At 65.0% G+C, this 15,439-nt stretch carries 14 protein-coding genes and 1 tRNA gene; 10 read left to right on the forward strand and 5 right to left on the reverse strand.

The window, feature by feature from the left end:
- Positions 1–6: 6 nt before the first annotated feature.
- The 3 genes from MXF70_RS10050 to MXF70_RS10060 all read left to right on the forward strand — a co-directional run bounded on the left by MXF70_RS10050 (position 7) and on the right by MXF70_RS10060 (position 2,754).
- On the forward strand, positions 7–633 hold the full coding sequence (locus MXF70_RS10050) for a MaoC family dehydratase (RefSeq protein ID WP_248515503.1): 627 nt from the start codon (positions 7–9) through the stop codon (positions 631–633).
- Positions 634–804: 171 nt separating this feature from the next.
- Entirely contained in the window at positions 805–2,055 is a 1,251-nt protein-coding gene (locus tag MXF70_RS10055) for an ABC transporter ATP-binding protein (protein ID WP_248515504.1), read from the forward strand.
- 51 nt (positions 2,056–2,106) lie between these two features.
- On the forward strand, positions 2,107–2,754 hold the full coding sequence (locus MXF70_RS10060; protein ID WP_248515505.1) for a DUF998 domain-containing protein: 648 nt from the start codon (positions 2,107–2,109) through the stop codon (positions 2,752–2,754).
- 15 nt (positions 2,755–2,769) lie between these two features.
- Here MXF70_RS10060 and MXF70_RS10065 read toward each other — a convergent pair whose 3' ends face one another.
- Positions 2,770–3,948, reverse strand: coding sequence for a hypothetical protein (locus MXF70_RS10065; protein WP_248515506.1), 1,179 nt, complete (start codon positions 3,946–3,948; stop codon positions 2,770–2,772).
- A gap of 234 nt (positions 3,949–4,182) precedes the next feature.
- Here MXF70_RS10065 and MXF70_RS10070 point away from each other — a divergent pair, with 234 nt between their 5' ends.
- The gene (locus MXF70_RS10070; RefSeq protein WP_248515507.1) at positions 4,183–4,461 is read left to right on the forward strand and encodes a UPF0058 family protein; all 279 of its coding nucleotides are present in this window, start codon (positions 4,183–4,185) and stop codon (positions 4,459–4,461) included.
- Positions 4,462–4,685: 224 nt separating this feature from the next.
- A complete protein-coding gene (locus MXF70_RS10075) occupies positions 4,686–7,238 on the forward strand; it encodes a DUF7527 domain-containing protein (protein ID WP_248515508.1) in 2,553 nt (850 codons plus the stop codon).
- A gap of 254 nt (positions 7,239–7,492) precedes the next feature.
- On the opposite strand, the gene MXF70_RS10080 is transcribed toward MXF70_RS10075, so the two are convergent.
- The gene (locus MXF70_RS10080) at positions 7,493–7,798 is read right to left on the reverse strand and encodes a hypothetical protein (RefSeq protein ID WP_248515509.1); all 306 of its coding nucleotides are present in this window, start codon (positions 7,796–7,798) and stop codon (positions 7,493–7,495) included.
- 269 nt (positions 7,799–8,067) lie between these two features.
- On the opposite strand from MXF70_RS10080, the gene MXF70_RS10085 reads away from it, so the two are divergent.
- From MXF70_RS10085 to MXF70_RS10100, 4 genes are all read left to right on the forward strand, one after another.
- Positions 8,068–9,486 carry an adenylosuccinate synthase gene (locus MXF70_RS10085; protein ID WP_248515510.1) on the forward strand — a complete coding sequence of 473 codons (1,419 nt, stop codon included), beginning with the start codon at positions 8,068–8,070 and terminating at the stop codon, positions 9,484–9,486.
- A 68-nt stretch (positions 9,487–9,554) separates the two neighbouring features.
- Positions 9,555–10,136: a mechanosensitive ion channel domain-containing protein gene (locus MXF70_RS10090; protein ID WP_248515511.1), complete on the forward strand. Its 582-nt coding sequence runs from the start codon at positions 9,555–9,557 to the stop codon at positions 10,134–10,136.
- A gap of 49 nt (positions 10,137–10,185) precedes the next feature.
- Positions 10,186–10,527 (forward strand): ferredoxin, encoded by a 342-nt coding sequence (locus tag MXF70_RS10095; protein ID WP_248515512.1) that lies wholly within the window; start codon positions 10,186–10,188, stop codon positions 10,525–10,527.
- Between the two features lie 62 nt (positions 10,528–10,589).
- Positions 10,590–10,674, forward strand: a tRNA-Leu gene (locus MXF70_RS10100).
- Positions 10,675–10,958: 284 nt separating this feature from the next.
- Here MXF70_RS10100 and MXF70_RS10105 read toward each other — a convergent pair.
- Positions 10,959–11,840 (reverse strand): NAD-dependent epimerase/dehydratase family protein, encoded by an 882-nt coding sequence (locus tag MXF70_RS10105; protein WP_248515513.1) that lies wholly within the window; start codon positions 11,838–11,840, stop codon positions 10,959–10,961.
- Positions 11,841–11,987: 147 nt separating this feature from the next.
- On the opposite strand from MXF70_RS10105, the gene MXF70_RS10110 reads away from it, so the two are divergent.
- Positions 11,988–12,695 (forward strand): hypothetical protein, encoded by a 708-nt coding sequence (locus MXF70_RS10110; protein WP_248515514.1) that lies wholly within the window; start codon positions 11,988–11,990, stop codon positions 12,693–12,695.
- A 28-nt stretch (positions 12,696–12,723) separates the two neighbouring features.
- Here the strand turns inward: MXF70_RS10110 and MXF70_RS10115 are convergent, their stop codons facing one another.
- A complete protein-coding gene (locus tag MXF70_RS10115; RefSeq protein WP_248515515.1) occupies positions 12,724–13,902 on the reverse strand; it encodes a pyridoxal-phosphate dependent enzyme in 1,179 nt (392 codons plus the stop codon).
- An 87-nt stretch (positions 13,903–13,989) separates the two neighbouring features.
- The gene (locus MXF70_RS10120) at positions 13,990–15,372 is read right to left on the reverse strand and encodes an RNB domain-containing ribonuclease (RefSeq protein WP_248515516.1); all 1,383 of its coding nucleotides are present in this window, start codon (positions 15,370–15,372) and stop codon (positions 13,990–13,992) included.
- Between the last annotated feature and the right edge of the window lie 67 nt (positions 15,373–15,439).

Here is a 15,439-nt window from a genome sequence, read left to right on the forward strand (position 1 = left end):
AATCGTATGTCCGACACGAGCAGGGCGACTGGCTTTGCGGGCGTTGCCGATGCCTGGATGGACCTCACAAACACCGTCGTGCGCAGTACAGCGGCTGCGAATCGGGCCGCCTTCTCCGCCTTCGTCACGGAAGACACCACGGACGATGGAGAGCTTGCGGAGTCCAACGCACCGTCCGTCGCCGGCGAGCAACCGGACTGGACGTTCGAGCGATCCGTCGATCGTCGCGAAGACATCGGCGTCGGCGAGACAGTCACCTTCTCCAAGCGTCTCACCGACGAGGACGTTCACGCCTTCGCACACGCGAGCGGTGACACCAACCGACTCCATCTCGACGACGATTTCGCCCAACAGACCCGCTTCGGAGGCCGCATCGTCCACGGGACCCTGGCGTCCGGACTCATTAGCGCGGCTCTCGCGCGCCTGCCCGGTCTAACGATCTACCTCTCTCAGGATCTGAAGTTTAGCGCTCCGGTCGGAATCGGCGACCGCGTCAGCGCGAACGTCGAAGTCGTCGAGGATCTCGGCGAGAACCAGTATCGGCTTACCACTGAAATCCACGACGAAGACGAGGACACGACTATCATCGACGGCGAGGCAGTCGTCCTCATCGACGACCTCCCCGAGGAGTAGCTCGCTCGACCAGTCTGCCCGGCAGATCGATTCGTTCCTACAGGTGTCGAGGCCGAAGCGGCTGCTGTAGGGGTTTAGGAAAGCCTAAAGCCCTTCGTGCTAAATCACTTGCAACGACGACGCGCCGTCTCCGATCCGCGTCGGTGTTCGCTACCGACGATCGGTTTCGAGATGGCAGATACCCCATCCATGGCTGCCGAAGATCACCCTACCGACGGACGCCGGATCGATACCACTGCACGGCAGTCGGCGTCCGGCGTGCAGCGAGAGGCGACCGAGGACGCCGATCGCGACGGCGTCGGTGCGCCCGCCTCCCAGACCGACCGAGAGGACGAATCCAAGGACTGCGAGCGGATTCTCGAGGTCGACGGGCTGCAAAAGGAGTTCGGCCCCGAGTGCGCAGTCGACGGACTCTCACTCTCCGTTCAGGACGGGGAACTGGTCACCCTGCTTGGCCCGTCTGGCTGTGGCAAGACGACGACGCTCCGAACCATCGCCGGACTCGAGCGGCCCGACGCGGGCTCGATCACCATCGACGGCGAGTGCGTCGCCGACGGTGACTCCTCGACTGCGCCCGAGTCCAGAGACGTCGGGCTCGTCTTCCAGGACTTCGCGCTCTTTCCTCACCTGAGTGCGGCCGAGAACGTCGCCTTCGGCATTCAGGACTGGGCATCGGAGAAGCGGACCGCGCGGGTCGACGAGCTCCTCGATCTCGTGGGACTCGGTGATCAGCGAGACAGCCAGCCGGGAGAGCTATCCGGCGGTCAGCAACAGCGGATCGCGCTCGCGAGAGCGCTCGCGCCCGAGCCGGATCTTCTCCTCCTCGACGAGCCGTTCTCGAATCTCGACAAGGACCTCCGAGTTCGGACGCGCGAGGAGGTCCGGAGGATCCTAATCGAGGCCGGCGTGACCGCCGTATTCGTCACGCACGATCAGGAAGAGGCGCTCTCGATCTCCGATCGCGTCGCCGTGATGCACCAGGGGTCGATCGAGCAGGTGGGCCACCCCGAGCAGGTGTTCCAGCACCCCACTTCTCGGTTCGTCGCGGGTTTTCTCGGTCACGCTTCCTTCCTCTCCTCTTACGTTCACGACGACGCAGTCGAGACCGTTATCGGCGAACTTCCGCGGGATAGAATCCACGGGCTCGCATCCGCCTACGACCGGACGACCGTCGACGTGCTCGTCCGCCCGGACGACGTCGTCGCCAGACCGTGCCCCGACTCGGTCGAGCCAGACGGCACCGTCACCTACCGTCGGTATCTCGGCCCGTCGGTTCTCTACCGTGTGGAACTCGACAACGGCGACACCGTCGAGTGCATGCACAACCACTCGGCGAACGTCGATCTCGAGCAGGAGGTCTGCGTGGATCTCACGGCGACGCACGACCTCGCGTGGTTCCCCAGAGAGGAACACACCGAGTGACGAGCGTCCCCGAACACGTAGCTTCAAGGCTCGCGGGCTGTCACCACCGCTATGAACCGCCGTGAGACGGCGATCCGAGCTGGCATACTCGCGCCGCCGATCGTGCTCGTGGGCATCTTCCTCGCGACGATCGTCGATCCCTCCTTCTCGTGGCTGAACAGCGCGCTCTCACACACCGGCGAACTGCCACCGGGACGGTCGATCTCGTTCGATCTCCTCGTGGACCGCCCCTCCTTCTTCCTGTTCAACGGGAGCCTGATCGTCACTGGATTCGGCGGCCTCCCGTTTGCGTGGCTCCTCTATCGCGATGCCGACCATCCTCTCAAGCGCTCGGGCGCCGTTACGCTCGCCCTCGCGTTGCTCTCCCTGGCCGCAGTCGGCGTGTTTCATCTCCCGCACAGCTGGCACGCTCCGGCGGCGATCGTCCACTTCATCGCGACGATGGGCTTTCTCCTCGTCTACGGGCTCGGACTGGCAGAAACCGGCGAGCGACGTCGCGGTGCAGTGACAGCAGGTCTGGGTGTGCTCGTACTGGCGACGTGGCTGCTCTGGACGCTCGTTCTGACCGACGCTGGCATCGCGATTCCGGAGATGGTCGGTGCGGTGGCGCTGGGTGGCTGGGTCGTCACCGAGGCTTTCGAGAAACTCGAGGAAGAGGAGCGCTCGGCCGCACGAGACGGACTCGGCGGCGGGCACTGAGTCCGGACCGGTACGTTAGGCGTCGTACGTCCAGACCTGTCCCGCGGTCACGGCGTCGACCTGCTTGAGCGACTCGCGAACGCAGCGCCACCAGCCGGCGGTGCTCTCATAGCCCGCAGGCCAGTCCTCGAACAGTTCAGCGATGAAGTCCCGTTTCCTGGCTCTGCCAGCGTCGTGGAGGTAGGCGAGCGCTCGGCCGACCACGACGCGGCGCGCCTCGACGAGGCCCTCGGTCCGCCCGGGAACGTCGAGCCGGTCCAGGTCGGCGAGGTCCTCACCGGGCCGAACGTCCGAATTCTGGAGCGTCGTCGCGGAGGAGTAGTCGAGTCCGGTCTCGACCTCGCGATCCAGTTGTTTGCGTGTCTGGGCAACGGCGCGACGGCTCATCTCGTCGAGCCGATCCATCTCGACGTCTTTGAGCGATCCTGCGTCCTCGGTCACGGGGTCCTCACGGACGCGCTGGACGCGCTCGGGCTGGAGGTGCATCGACGTGATTTCCGCTTCCGCGCGGACGCCGCCGTCGGAGGCGGCTCTCGGTTCGTCGGCGCTGGAGTCCTCTGTTGCACCGTCGCTGTGTCCGGTCGCCGACGGGCTCGAGGAACTGCCGCCAGTTTCGATGCTGGGGCTCCGGTCCGCGCTCGTCTCGATTCTGTCGACGTCAGATCGGGAGTTCGTCGTGCGCGTCAGATTCGAAGCCGCACGTTCCGTCTCCTCGGAACCGTTCGCGCTTGCCTGCGTTTTCGCGGACGTCGAGGTCGTGGCCGCGGACGATGATTTCCTGTGCGTGGATGTCGCGTTCACGTTCGCGGCTGCCGACGTCGCGTTGTTGGAGGTCGCGTTGCTCCCATCGAACGTCGACTGTTCGCTCGTGGTGGGCCGTTCGCTCGTGGTCGTCGTGCCGGGCGTTGGATCGGCGGCCCCCGCGTTCGCTGGCGTCGCGTTCGAGAGCGGGTCCGTACCCGTCTCGACGTCAGCGGGATCGACGCCTTCGGCCGCGAGCCGTTCTTCGAGTGCGACTAGCCGATCGCGGTAGGAGTCGAGCAGCTCCGCCGATTCGGTTCCCTGTTCGATCGCGGCACGGTTGTCGACGATCCACGAGAGATAACTCTCGGAGTCCCGAAATCCAAGGAGATCGGTCTCGGTCTGGAGGGCGTCCGCGGTCTCCGAATCGACCGCGACGCGGAACTCGGGCATTAGAAATCAGTATGGAATGGAGGTACAAAAACTATCGTCAGACGCTCCGCTGGCTGGCGATCGGTTCGTTGGACCCTCTGAGAATACACTGCAAGCGGCGCGGTAGTCGGTGTCTGCCGCCATTTGGTACCACGGGGCACGTCCCCGTTTGTGCTGGGCGGCGACAGGACTGTGGGGGTTGTTACCGTGTGTGAAACAACCCTTAACTGCCGAACCTGCCTACCGGGCTTCAACATGCACAAGGACGAGCTTCTGGAGCTTCACGAACAGATGGTGACCATCATGCGCCACTTCAGAGAGCGTGAGGACGTCGACCCGCAACTGTTCGAGCCGTACGCCCAGCTGGACATCGAGCCCGACCACGTCCACAAGTCCAAGAACGAACACAAACACGCCGTGTTCGTCCTCGGTAACGCGCTTGCGTCGGCGATGAGCGAAGACGAGTTCTCCTCGGCCGGCCGGATCGGCAAGCGGATGGAAGAGCTGGCCGACGACGCAGAAGGGAAGATCTGAATCGGTTTCTTCCGGCGAGGAGCCGTTTTCCCGTCTCTCTTCCGTCGTACTCCCGGTTCCCTATCCACTCCTGTCTGCCTACCGCACTCTTCTCTCCGCCGTCTCGATTTCGGTAGCTGCTTGACCCCGACCGAGGCGGCTCGTCCCTACTACCGACGGCTGCATTCCCGAATCGGATCCCGCTTGGCGGAAAGTATTTGGGTCGACTCCGGCTTATCCTGGGTATGGAGCGACGCATCGAAGCCGACGTCGAGGGGTGGCCGACCCGGCCGTTCGAGGACGGGTACGATGGCCTCCGGCAGCTCGCGTCGGCAGACTTCTCGGGTGTCGTGCGCGCCGGCGGCACCTGGCTGTTCTTCGTCAACGGCAAGACCGTGGGCGTGTTCGAGGGCGATCTCGATGACGTCGAGAACGCTCAGGGCACCGCTCACAAGGCACCCCATCCTTCGCTGCCGCTTCTCTACGCGATGCAGGTGACGGGAGGCGACACGCGGGCGAAATACTACACCAACGATACGTCGATCTCGCAGGTCCACGAGACGTTGTCCTCCGGCGCCTTCACCGGCTACGTGGAGCTAAGCGAGAACGTCCTCAGCGGCGATTACTACCAGCTCTATCACGGCGGCGCCTCGATGAGCGTCGCCTTCGTCGGGAACAGCGGGAAGATGATCACTGGCGAGGACGCGTTCGAGCGCGCCGACGACGAGGTCGGCATCTACGAGGTCATCGACGTAGACGTCGAGGTGACCGACGTCCCGGAGCCCGAGGAGCCAGAGACGTCCGGGGCTGGCGCGACAGAATCTGCCGCGGCTGACAGCTCTGCGGAACCGGAGGCCGCTCCAGCCGCTGATGCCGCTGACGCCACTGGCACCGCTGAGAGTTCTGACGCCACTGCCACTGCTGATACCGCTGGTACCGCTGGCGCCGCGACTGCATCCGCTTCCGGCACCGAGCGGTCCGCTGGCGGGGAAGACGAATCCCGGGCCGAGGCGTCTCGAGGCAAGGAGACTCCATCACCCGATTCCGACGATCGCACGCCCGCTGACGAGGATCAGACTGCGACCCCCGCTCCGCCAGCCGATGGAGCCGAACCGGAACCGTCGCCTTCCAGCAGTGACGACCCAGACCCCGGCGACGAATCGGCTGCAGCGGAACCGATGCCGGAAGCCGATACTGCAGGTACGGACCAGGGAGCGAACGAGGCTGAAACTGCTCCCTCGACTGGTACGAGTGAGGATACACCATCACGACGCTCGCGGTCAGGTGACCGTTCCGAGGACACCGCCTCGGTCACCGCAGGCGATTCGCCGGTCGGCGCTTCGAACGACGACCAGCCGGGGTCGCGACACTCCGCTGCCGACGGTGCAGGCGGGTCCAGAACGAGAACTGGCCATGAATCGGCTGCGACCGCTCCCACCGGAAACGCACCGAGTCCCGCCACGGACGCAGACGAGGGCGCAGCCAGCGCAGGCGTGGACGACGGCGGTGATCGGCACCGGTCGGAAAGCGCGTGGCGCGAGGCGACCACAGTTCCCTCACTCGATCCAGACCACAGCGAGGAGCCCGAACCGCCGATGGCGACCCAGAGTGCCGGGGCCGACGCTCGCTCCGGTCAGCAGACCGGTGCTCAGTCGGATCGACGCGCACGAGACCAATCCACTCAGCAGTCCCCCGCGAGCCAACGGTCCCGCTCGCGTACGCAGTCCGCCGCGAACAAACAGTCGAGCTCCACGCAGCAGCGCGGATCTGGCCAGAGGCAATCCGCGAACGACCAATCCGGGGACACCGAACATACCCTCGAACAGGAAGTTCTCGAGCGCGAAGATCGGATCGATCGGCTCCAGCAGCGGGCGGAGAATCTCGAAGAGGAGCGCGACGATATCGCCGAGGAACGAGACCGGCTCGTCGAGCGCGTCGACTCGCTGACCGAAGAGAACGAGACGCTTCGCGGTGAGATCCGCTCGCTCGAAGACGAGATCGAGGAACTGGAGGCTGCCGCCGAGCGCGCTGAGCCCAGTGGGACCGGTGGCGGGCCCAGTGCCACCTCCGGCGGCGCGATGACGCCGCGGGCGGCTCTGGAGGGCACCGACCTTTTCGTCCGCTACGACTCCAAGAGCGCTCCGACCCTGGAGGCGGCCCACGACGGCAGCGCGGACGCAGGTGAGGTCAACCAGAATCTTCGGCTCGACGTCCACACCCAGTTCGAGGATGAGGGCACGACGGTCGACGGCGAACCGTTCGAGACATTTCTGCCAGAAACGATGGCTTACCGCTTCGTCGAGTGGCTCGTGCGGACGCTCCCCTACGAAATTCGGGAGACTGGCTCTGCGTCCGATCTCCGGGACCTCTACGATGCGCTCCCAGAGGTCGACCGCGTCGAGTTCCACGGGGAGGTGACCCGGGACGCCGTCGAAGACGAGGAGGGTGCGCCCAGCGAGACCTTCGACGTCGTCGTTCGGGACAAGATGGGTGAAGCGCTATTCGTCGCGAATATGAACGACGCCCGCGATCCCGCGACGGGTCGGATGATCGTCGATCTGCAGGAGGCAGCCAGCCGCGTGAAGGAGCACTCGATGGCGCTCTCGAGTGCCTTCTTCGTTACGCGGAGCTTCTTCGAGCCGGCGGCGCTGGAGACGGCCTCGGAAGCGACGAGCGGGAGTCTGCTGAGTCGCGATTCACGCAAGAGCTACGTCAAGCTCTCTCGCAAGCAGGGGTACCATCTCTGTCTCGTCGAGGCGCGCGGCGACGATCTCCACCTCAACGTCCCCGAGCTGTAAGGGGCGACGGGGTCGGTAGGTCGGTCGATCGGTGTACCAGATCCGTCGACCGGAGTGGTAGTGTTGGTCGATTTGAGTGGGACTGTCCGTTACTACTTCCTATTCTACATTCTGGGGATACCCCAGAGGATACGTGTGCGCAGAAACCTTGCTTCAGCCGACGCGGTTGCGAACGCGGGGTCTGACTCTCTGGGCGGCGAACCGTCGCGTAAGGGTCGGCTGCGGGCGATCTAATCGATCTAACTGTATCGAGTTCAGGACTCGAGTTCGGCTGCGTCTTCGAGCTTCATCCCTTCGAGCGTGTCGACCGTCTCGTCGATCTTGCCGTCGAGTTCGTCGATGAACTCGGCGGTACGCTCGGTCGTGATCGCACCCTGACTCGAGGGCTCGATGAGGTTCTCCTCTTCGAGGACCCGGAGCGAGTAGCGAACCTTGTGATGTGGGTAGCCCGTCTCGTTTGACATCTTCACGATGCCGATGGGCTCGTTCTCGATGACCATCCGCAGCACCTGCAGATGGCGTTCCAGCATGTCTACCTCCTTTTCGAGCCGATCTATCATGGCACGTGTTAACTTGTCGTTGGGGGCTTTAAATGTTGTCGTCAGGAGCGGGGATGATCCACAGACGAACCGACGCCGATGGCGCAAACTCACCCGTGGGAGTGGTTAACGGTTCCGGTCCCCGATACTGGTGCCCATAGTACGGGGGTGTCTTTCTCGTGTCTCCTTCGATCATAGCTGTTCGATCCAGTCGATTCGGTTCGGGGTGAGCACTCCGGGCCGGGCACATCGTAATTCGTTTATCCCGCGACGCGAAACCTCGCCTCGTAATGACTGTCACCATCGTCGGCGCGCAGCTCGGCGACGAGGGGAAGGGCGGCATCGTTGACGTCTTCGGCGAGTCTGCCGACGTGGTCGCGCGCTACCAGGGCGGTGACAACGCGGGGCACACTGTCGTTCACGGCGGGGAGACGTACAAGCTCTCGCTGGTTCCCAGCGGTGCGGTTCGCGGCAAGGTTGGCGTGCTGGGGAACGGCTGCGTCGTCAACCCGGCGACGCTGTTCGACGAACTCGACGACCTCCACGAACAGGGGCTCGATCCGGACGTGCGCGTCGCCGAGCGGGCGCACGTCATCATGCCCTACCATCGGATTCTCGACAACCTCGAGGAGGACGTCCGCAGCGACGACGACCTGAAAGTCGGCACCACCGGGCGGGGCATCGGCCCGACCTACGAGGACAAGGCCGGCCGCCGCGGCGTCCGCGTCGGCGATCTCCTCGACGCGGAGGTGCTGCGCGATCGTCTCGAGTACGTGATCCCCCAGAAACGTCGGCTGATCGAAGAGGTCTACGAGATCGACCTCGACGCCGTCGACCTCGCCTTCGACGGGTTCACCGCTGCCGAGGCGTTCGACACCGACGCAGTCCTGGAGCAGTACCGCGCCTACGGCGAGCGTCTCGACGAGGAGGGAATGACCGTCGTCGCCGGCGAGTTCCTCGCTGATTCGATCGACGACGGCGAACAGGTCATGCTCGAGGGCGCACAGGGAACGCTCCTCGACATCGACCACGGGAACTTCCCGTACGTCACGTCGTCGAACCCGACCGCCGGCTACGCTGCGACCGGTTCGGGACTCGGCGTCACGACCGTTGGCGACGGCGAAGTCGTCGGCGTCGTCAAGGGCTACCTTTCACGCGTCGGCACCGGGCCGATGCCGACGGAGCTCGGTCCGAGCGAAGGCGGCCACGGCGTGGACGCCGGGGAGCAGTCAGCCGCGACGGGGTCGGATCCGACGCCGGAGGATCTCGCGTCCTACATCCGAGAGGAGGGTGGGGAGTACGGCACCGTCACTGGCCGACCCCGCCGCGTCGGCTGGCTCGACCTGCCGATGCTCCGTCACGCGGCGCGCGCGAGCGGGTTCACCGGCTTCGCCGTGAACCACGTCGACGTGCTCGCCGGTCTCGAGACGGTGAAAGTCGGGGATAGCTACGAACTCGACGGCGAGAAAATCGAGACGATTCCCTCGACGACCGAGCGCTGGGCCGACTGTGAGCCGACCTTCCGATCGTTCGACGGCTGGCCGGAGGCCGATTGGTCGGCCGTGGCAGCGGAGGGGTACGAGGCGCTACCCGAGAACGCTCGAACGTATCTCGAGTACGTCGCCGAGCAGATCGACACGCCGCTGTACGCGGTTGGGCTCGGCCCCGAGCGCGAGCAGACCGTCGTGCTCGAGCATCCCTTCGAGTAGTCCCAGCGTCCGCTGGCCGTTCCTGTTTTCTCCCAAGCGTTCAACTTTCCCGAGAGCAAGCCCTCCGCATGGCATTCGATCCTGGCAGCTTCGCGTCCGAGGTCGCCGACACGACCGGCGATCGTCTTGCGACGTGGGTGGAGACCTCTGTCCCGACTCTGGTCCGCGTCCTGATCTTGCTGGTGCTGGCGTACGTCGGGATCAAGATTACCCTGTTCGCCCTTCGGCGGGTGCTCGGTCGGATCTACGGCGAGCGGGAAGCGCTGGTGGTCGACCTTGCCGTCACGATCGTCGGCATCTTCCTCTGGTTTTCCGTCGCGCTCTCGTTGCTGTCGATCCTCGGCATGGGAGAGATCGCGGCGAGCATGGGCACCACGACCGGCTTCGTCGCCCTGGGCGTCGCGTACGCACTCTCGGAGATGATCGAAGACACGGTGGCGGGTATCTATCTCCTGCGGGACCCGGATTTCGAGGTCGGCGATCGGGTCGTGACGGAGAAAGGCGAGGGCGTCGTTCGCGCGATCGAACTGCGGAAATGTCGTCTAGAGCAAGCGGACGGTTCGATGCTGGTGGTCGCGAACGGCGACGTCGAGAAGAAGTGGACACGGAAAGAAACCGGCAATGCAGCGGAGGACGCAGACCCGACGTAACTCGCGGGAACCGTAACCTGAAAGCGGCCTCGGTGCCAGATCTCTTCCAATGAGCGATCTCGACGCGGAGGTGCAGGATCCCGCCGACGTCGGCGACGATGGCCCACCGATCGCGGAGAAGCCCTACAAGATCATCTTCGAGGCGAACGCCTGTTTCGGCGCCGGAAAGTGTGCCGAAGTCGCCGAGAACTGGGAGATGGACATCCTCAGCGGCATGGCGAAGCCGAACTCCTACTTCGTCGGTGAGGACGAACTCGAGGAAAACGTGCGCGCAGCGGAGGTCTGCCCCGCCAAGAAGGGCGATGGCTGCATCCACGTCGTGGATCGCCGCACCGACGAGGAAATCGCTCCGGATCCCCACGGCGACGGGACGATCAGCGTCGACTGGTAATCTCGATCCCGAGAAGCCGTAGGCGAAACCGACTTGTCTGGGTGTGTGAAATCACGGGACGCGCGAGGGTGGCCGAGCTTGGCCAAAGGCGGCGGGCTTAAGACCCGCTCTCGTAGGAGTTCGTGGGTTCGAATCCCATCCCTCGCATACGAGTCGCGACCGAAGGGAGCGGCTCGGTTTCGTGAGCAGCGTCCTGCGCGAGCGCACGAGAGCGCAGGGCTCGGAAGACGAGCGGAGCGAGTCTTCCGGCGAAGTACTGAGCCGCGAGCGATCGTCTCCAAAACGACAGTGAGCAGCAGGTGCGTTCAGATGGGTTCGAATCATGGAAGTCGCAGTGCGCGCAGCGAGTTCGCGAGCGAGCACAACCGTCTTCCTTCGGTTCGAATCCCCACCATCCCATCCTCACTCATCCCCACCGCAAGGAGGATCGCCTACAGCTCCGGTCGGGGAACTGTCTCGTTCTCGGCCGTCCGCCAGCTGTGCTGGGGCTCCCAGCCGAGTTCGTCCCCGGCCTTCGCGTTCGAGTACGCGCAGTCGTCACCCTCGATTGCACAGCGCTCGGGAACGGTCCCGAACCCCGCCTCGATTGCGTCCACTGTCGGGTAGTCGATGAAGTTCTCGTCGGCGACGGCGTTGTAGATCTCGTGCCCGTCGTGGCCGACCTCGAGAGCGTCGACGAACAGCTCCGCGACGTCGCGGACGTCGACGTAGGACCAGTAGTTGCCGTGGCGTCCGGGGTCGTCTGGATCGAACTCGGCGCGCGCATCCGGGGTGTGGTAGGCACCGGGTTCCTGCACCCAGGTCGGACGGATCGTCGTCACCTGAATGCCGTACTTGCGGGCGACGCTCTGTGCGACTGCCTCCGTCGCGACCTTCGAGGTGCCGTAGGGATCCTCGGGATCGGTTCGATGCTCCGTGTCGATCGGGAGATACTCCGGGACGCGGGGCTCCTCGGCGAAGTTCTCTCCGTAGGCACACTCACTGGACGCCCAGGCGACGGGGACTCCGGCTTCGCCAGCGGCGGTGAGGACGTTGTACCCTGCCGTGACGTTGTTCGTGAACGTCTCCGCGCCGGCGCGGATGCCCACTGTCGGGATCGCGGCGAGGTGAACGACTGCGTCCGGATCCTCGGCGAGCACCAGCTCCCAGGCTGGCCCCTGTTCGGTCAGGTCTGCTGCGCGGTACTCGACGTCCTGGCGTGGATCCTCCGGCCGTTCCACGTCGACGGCGACCACGTCGTAGTCCTTCGCGAGCCGATCGACTGTCCATCTGCCAACGACGCCGAGTGCACCGGTGACGAGGACTGACTCCATACGCCAGCGGATCTGTTTCTGCCGTTTCAACTATGCGGTTCCGGCGATCGACGACGTGGCTCGGGAGCGTCATTTCTCTGTGTATGTGTGCTATTGACTATGGACAAGAAAGATCATTAATGGACAGATTTGTATATTTAGTAAGCCATGACACAGGATGGATTCGTCGTCTCGGACGGCACCGCCTTCTACGGACGCACGTTCGAGGAATATTGCGAGCTGTTCGATCTCGCCGTTCACGATCTCGTCGATCGTCGCATACTCGACTGTCCGGGCGGCCCGGGGTCGTTTACGGCAGTCGCCGCACGTGTGGGTACCGACGCCGTCGCAGTCGACCCAGAGTACGGACCACCGGTTGCGACGCTCGAAGAGACCTGCTCGTCGGCCGTCGACGACGTCGTCGACCAGCTCCAGGCGAAGACCGACCTGTTCGACTGGTCCTTCTACGGTGACGTCGCCACCCGAGAGCGATACGCACGAGCGGCAGCGACGCGCTTCCTCGCCGATTACGCGCGGCAACCGGACCGATACGTCGACGCGGCACTCCCGGCGCTGCCTTTCGACGACGGTGCGTTCGATCTCGTCTGTTCGGCGAATCTTCTCTTTCTCTACGACGATCGCTTCGGGATCGGGTTTCACCGAGATGCCGCGCTGGAGCTGGCCCGCGTCGCCAGTGAAGAGCTCCGAATTGCGGGGCTCCAGTCACTGGACGCCGAGCGATCCGAGTACGTCGATCCCGTGATGGCGACGCTCCGAGAGGCCGGCTGTACCGTCGAGAGTCGCGAGGTCGAGTACCGGTTCCAGCCAGGTCCGACGGAAGTGCTCGTGGTAACTGACGTCGATTCGGTGGTCTGAGAGCAGACTTCGGTGCCGAGTTCGGCGTTCAGCCCGCTCGCATCAGGTGGCTTCGCAGGACGTCCGAATCCAGCGAGCCGGCGGCCGTGTTGAGCAAGACCACGTCGTCACTTTCGTCGACGGCGCCGTCGATGGACAGCTCCCACGCGCCGGCGGCCGCGGCACCGCCCGCGACGCTGGCTTCGAGCCCTTCCGCGGCAGCGATCCGGCAGGCCGAGGCGAGAATCGCCTCGTCGTCGACGGCGACGGCTTCTCCGCCGGTCTGATCCAGGGCTGCGAGCGCTCGATCGCCGAGTGCGGGGTCTGCCACTTCGATCGCGCCAGCGATGGTATCGGGCTGCTCCCACGCGGTGACGCTGTCTGCTCCCGCGTCGGCGGCGCGAACGATCGGCGCGCACCCCTCTGCCTGCACTGCGTGGAAGGTTGGGACGCTTTCGACCACGCCCAGCGATTCGAACAGGTCCGCAGCGGCGTGGAGCCCCGCAAGCGCCTCTCCGTGGCCGGTCGGCACGACGATAGCGTCGGGCGCGAAGCCGTCCCGATCCGCGACGAGTTCCGGATAGATCGTCGCATAGCCTGCCGTGCGAACGGCAGCATTGGTTGGATCCAGGGCGGTCCAATCGGGTTCCTCAGCGATTGCGGACTCGAAGCTCTCCTCTGCGTTTTGGTACCGCCCTTCGACGACGGACATGTCGCCGTCGTGGACGTTGATCATGGCCTTGGTGCTGTGGGTCGAGCGGGTCGGAACGAAGACGTGGGCGTCGAGGCCCGCCCGGGCTGCGTAGGCTGCCGCGGCGACGCCGTCGGCGCCGGTCGTCGGCAGTGCAACGTCGGTCGCGCCCGCTTCGCGTGCGGCCGTCACGGCGACGGCGATAGATCGATCGGCTGCGGTCCCGGTCGGATTCTGCCCCTCGTCCTTGACGGTACAGGAGCTCACCTGGAGCTCGTCGGCCAGTGTGGGGCAGTCGACGAGTGGCGTGGCGCCCTCTCCGAGCGTCACTGGATCGTCTGTCGCGGGCACCAGTTGAGGGGCGTTCCACAGACCGCCGGTTCGGTCGTCGAGTTCGAGTCCGTCCGCGTCGATCACGTCTTCGTCGTACTCGACCGCGAGCTGTCCAGCACACTCCGGACAGCGATCTTTTGCGAGTTCGCTGGTCCGCCAGTTACAGTCCCCGCAGGTCAGCGTGCGTCCGTCGGCGGCGTCCATGCCCGTGGCTCGGGTGTGGCGCCACATATCCCTGACCTTCCACTCTCGACGTCGTGACAACGGATCGGGTTGCCCAAGGCCGACGGCTCAGAGCGTATAGTCGGCGTCGTCGGGATCGTCGACGACTTCGATTCCGCGGTTGTTGACGGCGTCGGCGTCGAGGCCGACCTCCTCGAGGAACTGTCTGTACTCGCGTTCGCACTGCTCGGCGTCGCGTTCCTTGTCCGAGGCGCGATCGCAGATCGCGATCAGGTCCTCGGGCACGTCGTTGGTGTGCACGATCCAGTGGTTTATCAGGTCCGAAAGCCGGCGGATGGGGCTCGTGAAGTGGCCGTAGATCTCGAAGTTCAGCGCGTGGTGACCGCCGAATGGGTCGTTCATGTACTTCGCGGCGGGCATGACCTTCATCACGGCCCACTGGATGTCCGAGAGCTGTCGTTCGGGTGCGGATTCGAGCGTCGCGTTGACGGCCTTGCGGGGTTCGTCCCATGTCTCTGCCGGGATCGAGACGCCGTCGAGCTCCTGGATCTCCTGGAGTGCGTTCCCCCACTCGTCGGGGCTGGGCTGGGGATGCACGCGGTACATCGCTTCGACCCCACGATCCCACATCAGCTCGTGCGTGACTGCCTTGTTCGCTTTGAGCATGCACTCCTCGACGATCGTGTGGGCGCGGTCCCGGCTGGGGTTGAGCACGAGCGAGCCGTCCTCTTTGCGCTGCTCGTGCATTCGGTCGGCGAGCTCGAAAGCAAGCTCGATGCGCTCGCCGAGATCGACGGCCGGGTCTTCGAGGTAGTCGCCGGCGGTGTCGGGCTCGTCGAGCAGATGTTCACACTCGGTGTAGGTGAGCCTCGAGTCGCTCCGCACGACGGATTTGTAGATCTCGATGTTTTCGTAGGAGAGCGTCTCGCCGTCGAGTTCCATCTCGACGGTGTGGGCCAGTCGGTCCTCGTTGGGGACGATGGAACAGACGGTTTCGGCGAGTACCGGCGGAAGCATGTGAACGGTGTAGCCGGGCAGGTAGACCGTGTTCGCGCGTTCGACCGCGGAGTCCCACATCGCCGAGTCGGGGTGGACGTAGTGGGTGACGTCCGCTATGTGGACCCAGAGGCGGTAGTCGTCGCCCTCGCGCTGGATCGAGATCGCGTCGTCGAAGTCCTGTGCGTCGACGGGGTCGACGGTCCAGGTCGTGAGGTCGCGGAGATCCTGGCGCTCCTCGGCTTCGCCTTCGATCTCGGAGCCGACGTCCTCAGTGCGGGCCTCGGCCTCCTCGAGCACCTCCGGCGGGAAGCCGTCGGGAATCTCGAACTTCTCGAGGAGCTCGTCGCGTTTGTTCTCGACGTGGCGCGCGAGCTCGTCGTCGATGCAGACGGGGCCCTGATTGTCGGGTTCAGTCCGTTCGTCGTCCGGGGATTCAGCGTCCGCATCGGAGTCCGCAGCGGTCTCCTCTGCGCCCGCATCCGCGTCGGTCATGTCCCGCGCTACGACGGAGCCACCCATATGCGTGTCGGGGCGGACTCGCGGCCGGCTCTGTGGGGGT

The sequence above is a fragment of the Salinarchaeum laminariae genome (assembly GCF_023204835.1).
GTDB classification, from domain to species: Archaea; Halobacteriota; Halobacteria; order Halobacteriales; family Salinarchaeaceae; genus Salinarchaeum; species Salinarchaeum laminariae.

Coding starts and splice junctions, on each gene's coding strand:
- MXF70_RS10050 (WP_248515503.1), top strand. CDS start 7: ATGTCCGACACGAGCAGGGCGACTGGCTTTGCGGGCGTTGCCGATGCC.
- MXF70_RS10055 (WP_248515504.1), top strand. CDS start 805: ATGGCAGATACCCCATCCATGGCTGCCGAAGATCACCCTACCGACGGA.
- MXF70_RS10060 (WP_248515505.1), top strand. CDS start 2,107: ATGAACCGCCGTGAGACGGCGATCCGAGCTGGCATACTCGCGCCGCCG.
- MXF70_RS10065 (WP_248515506.1), bottom strand. CDS start 3,948: ATGCCCGAGTTCCGCGTCGCGGTCGATTCGGAGACCGCGGACGCCCTC.
- MXF70_RS10070 (WP_248515507.1), top strand. CDS start 4,183: ATGCACAAGGACGAGCTTCTGGAGCTTCACGAACAGATGGTGACCATC.
- MXF70_RS10075 (WP_248515508.1), top strand. CDS start 4,686: ATGGAGCGACGCATCGAAGCCGACGTCGAGGGGTGGCCGACCCGGCCG.
- MXF70_RS10080 (WP_248515509.1), bottom strand. CDS start 7,798: ATGATAGATCGGCTCGAAAAGGAGGTAGACATGCTGGAACGCCATCTG.
- MXF70_RS10085 (WP_248515510.1), top strand. CDS start 8,068: ATGACTGTCACCATCGTCGGCGCGCAGCTCGGCGACGAGGGGAAGGGC.
- MXF70_RS10090 (WP_248515511.1), top strand. CDS start 9,555: ATGGCATTCGATCCTGGCAGCTTCGCGTCCGAGGTCGCCGACACGACC.
- MXF70_RS10095 (WP_248515512.1), top strand. CDS start 10,186: ATGAGCGATCTCGACGCGGAGGTGCAGGATCCCGCCGACGTCGGCGAC.
- MXF70_RS10105 (WP_248515513.1), bottom strand. CDS start 11,840: ATGGAGTCAGTCCTCGTCACCGGTGCACTCGGCGTCGTTGGCAGATGG.
- MXF70_RS10110 (WP_248515514.1), top strand. CDS start 11,988: ATGACACAGGATGGATTCGTCGTCTCGGACGGCACCGCCTTCTACGGA.
- MXF70_RS10115 (WP_248515515.1), bottom strand. CDS start 13,902: ATGGACGCCGCCGACGGACGCACGCTGACCTGCGGGGACTGTAACTGG.
- MXF70_RS10120 (WP_248515516.1), bottom strand. CDS start 15,372: ATGACCGACGCGGATGCGGGCGCAGAGGAGACCGCTGCGGACTCCGAT.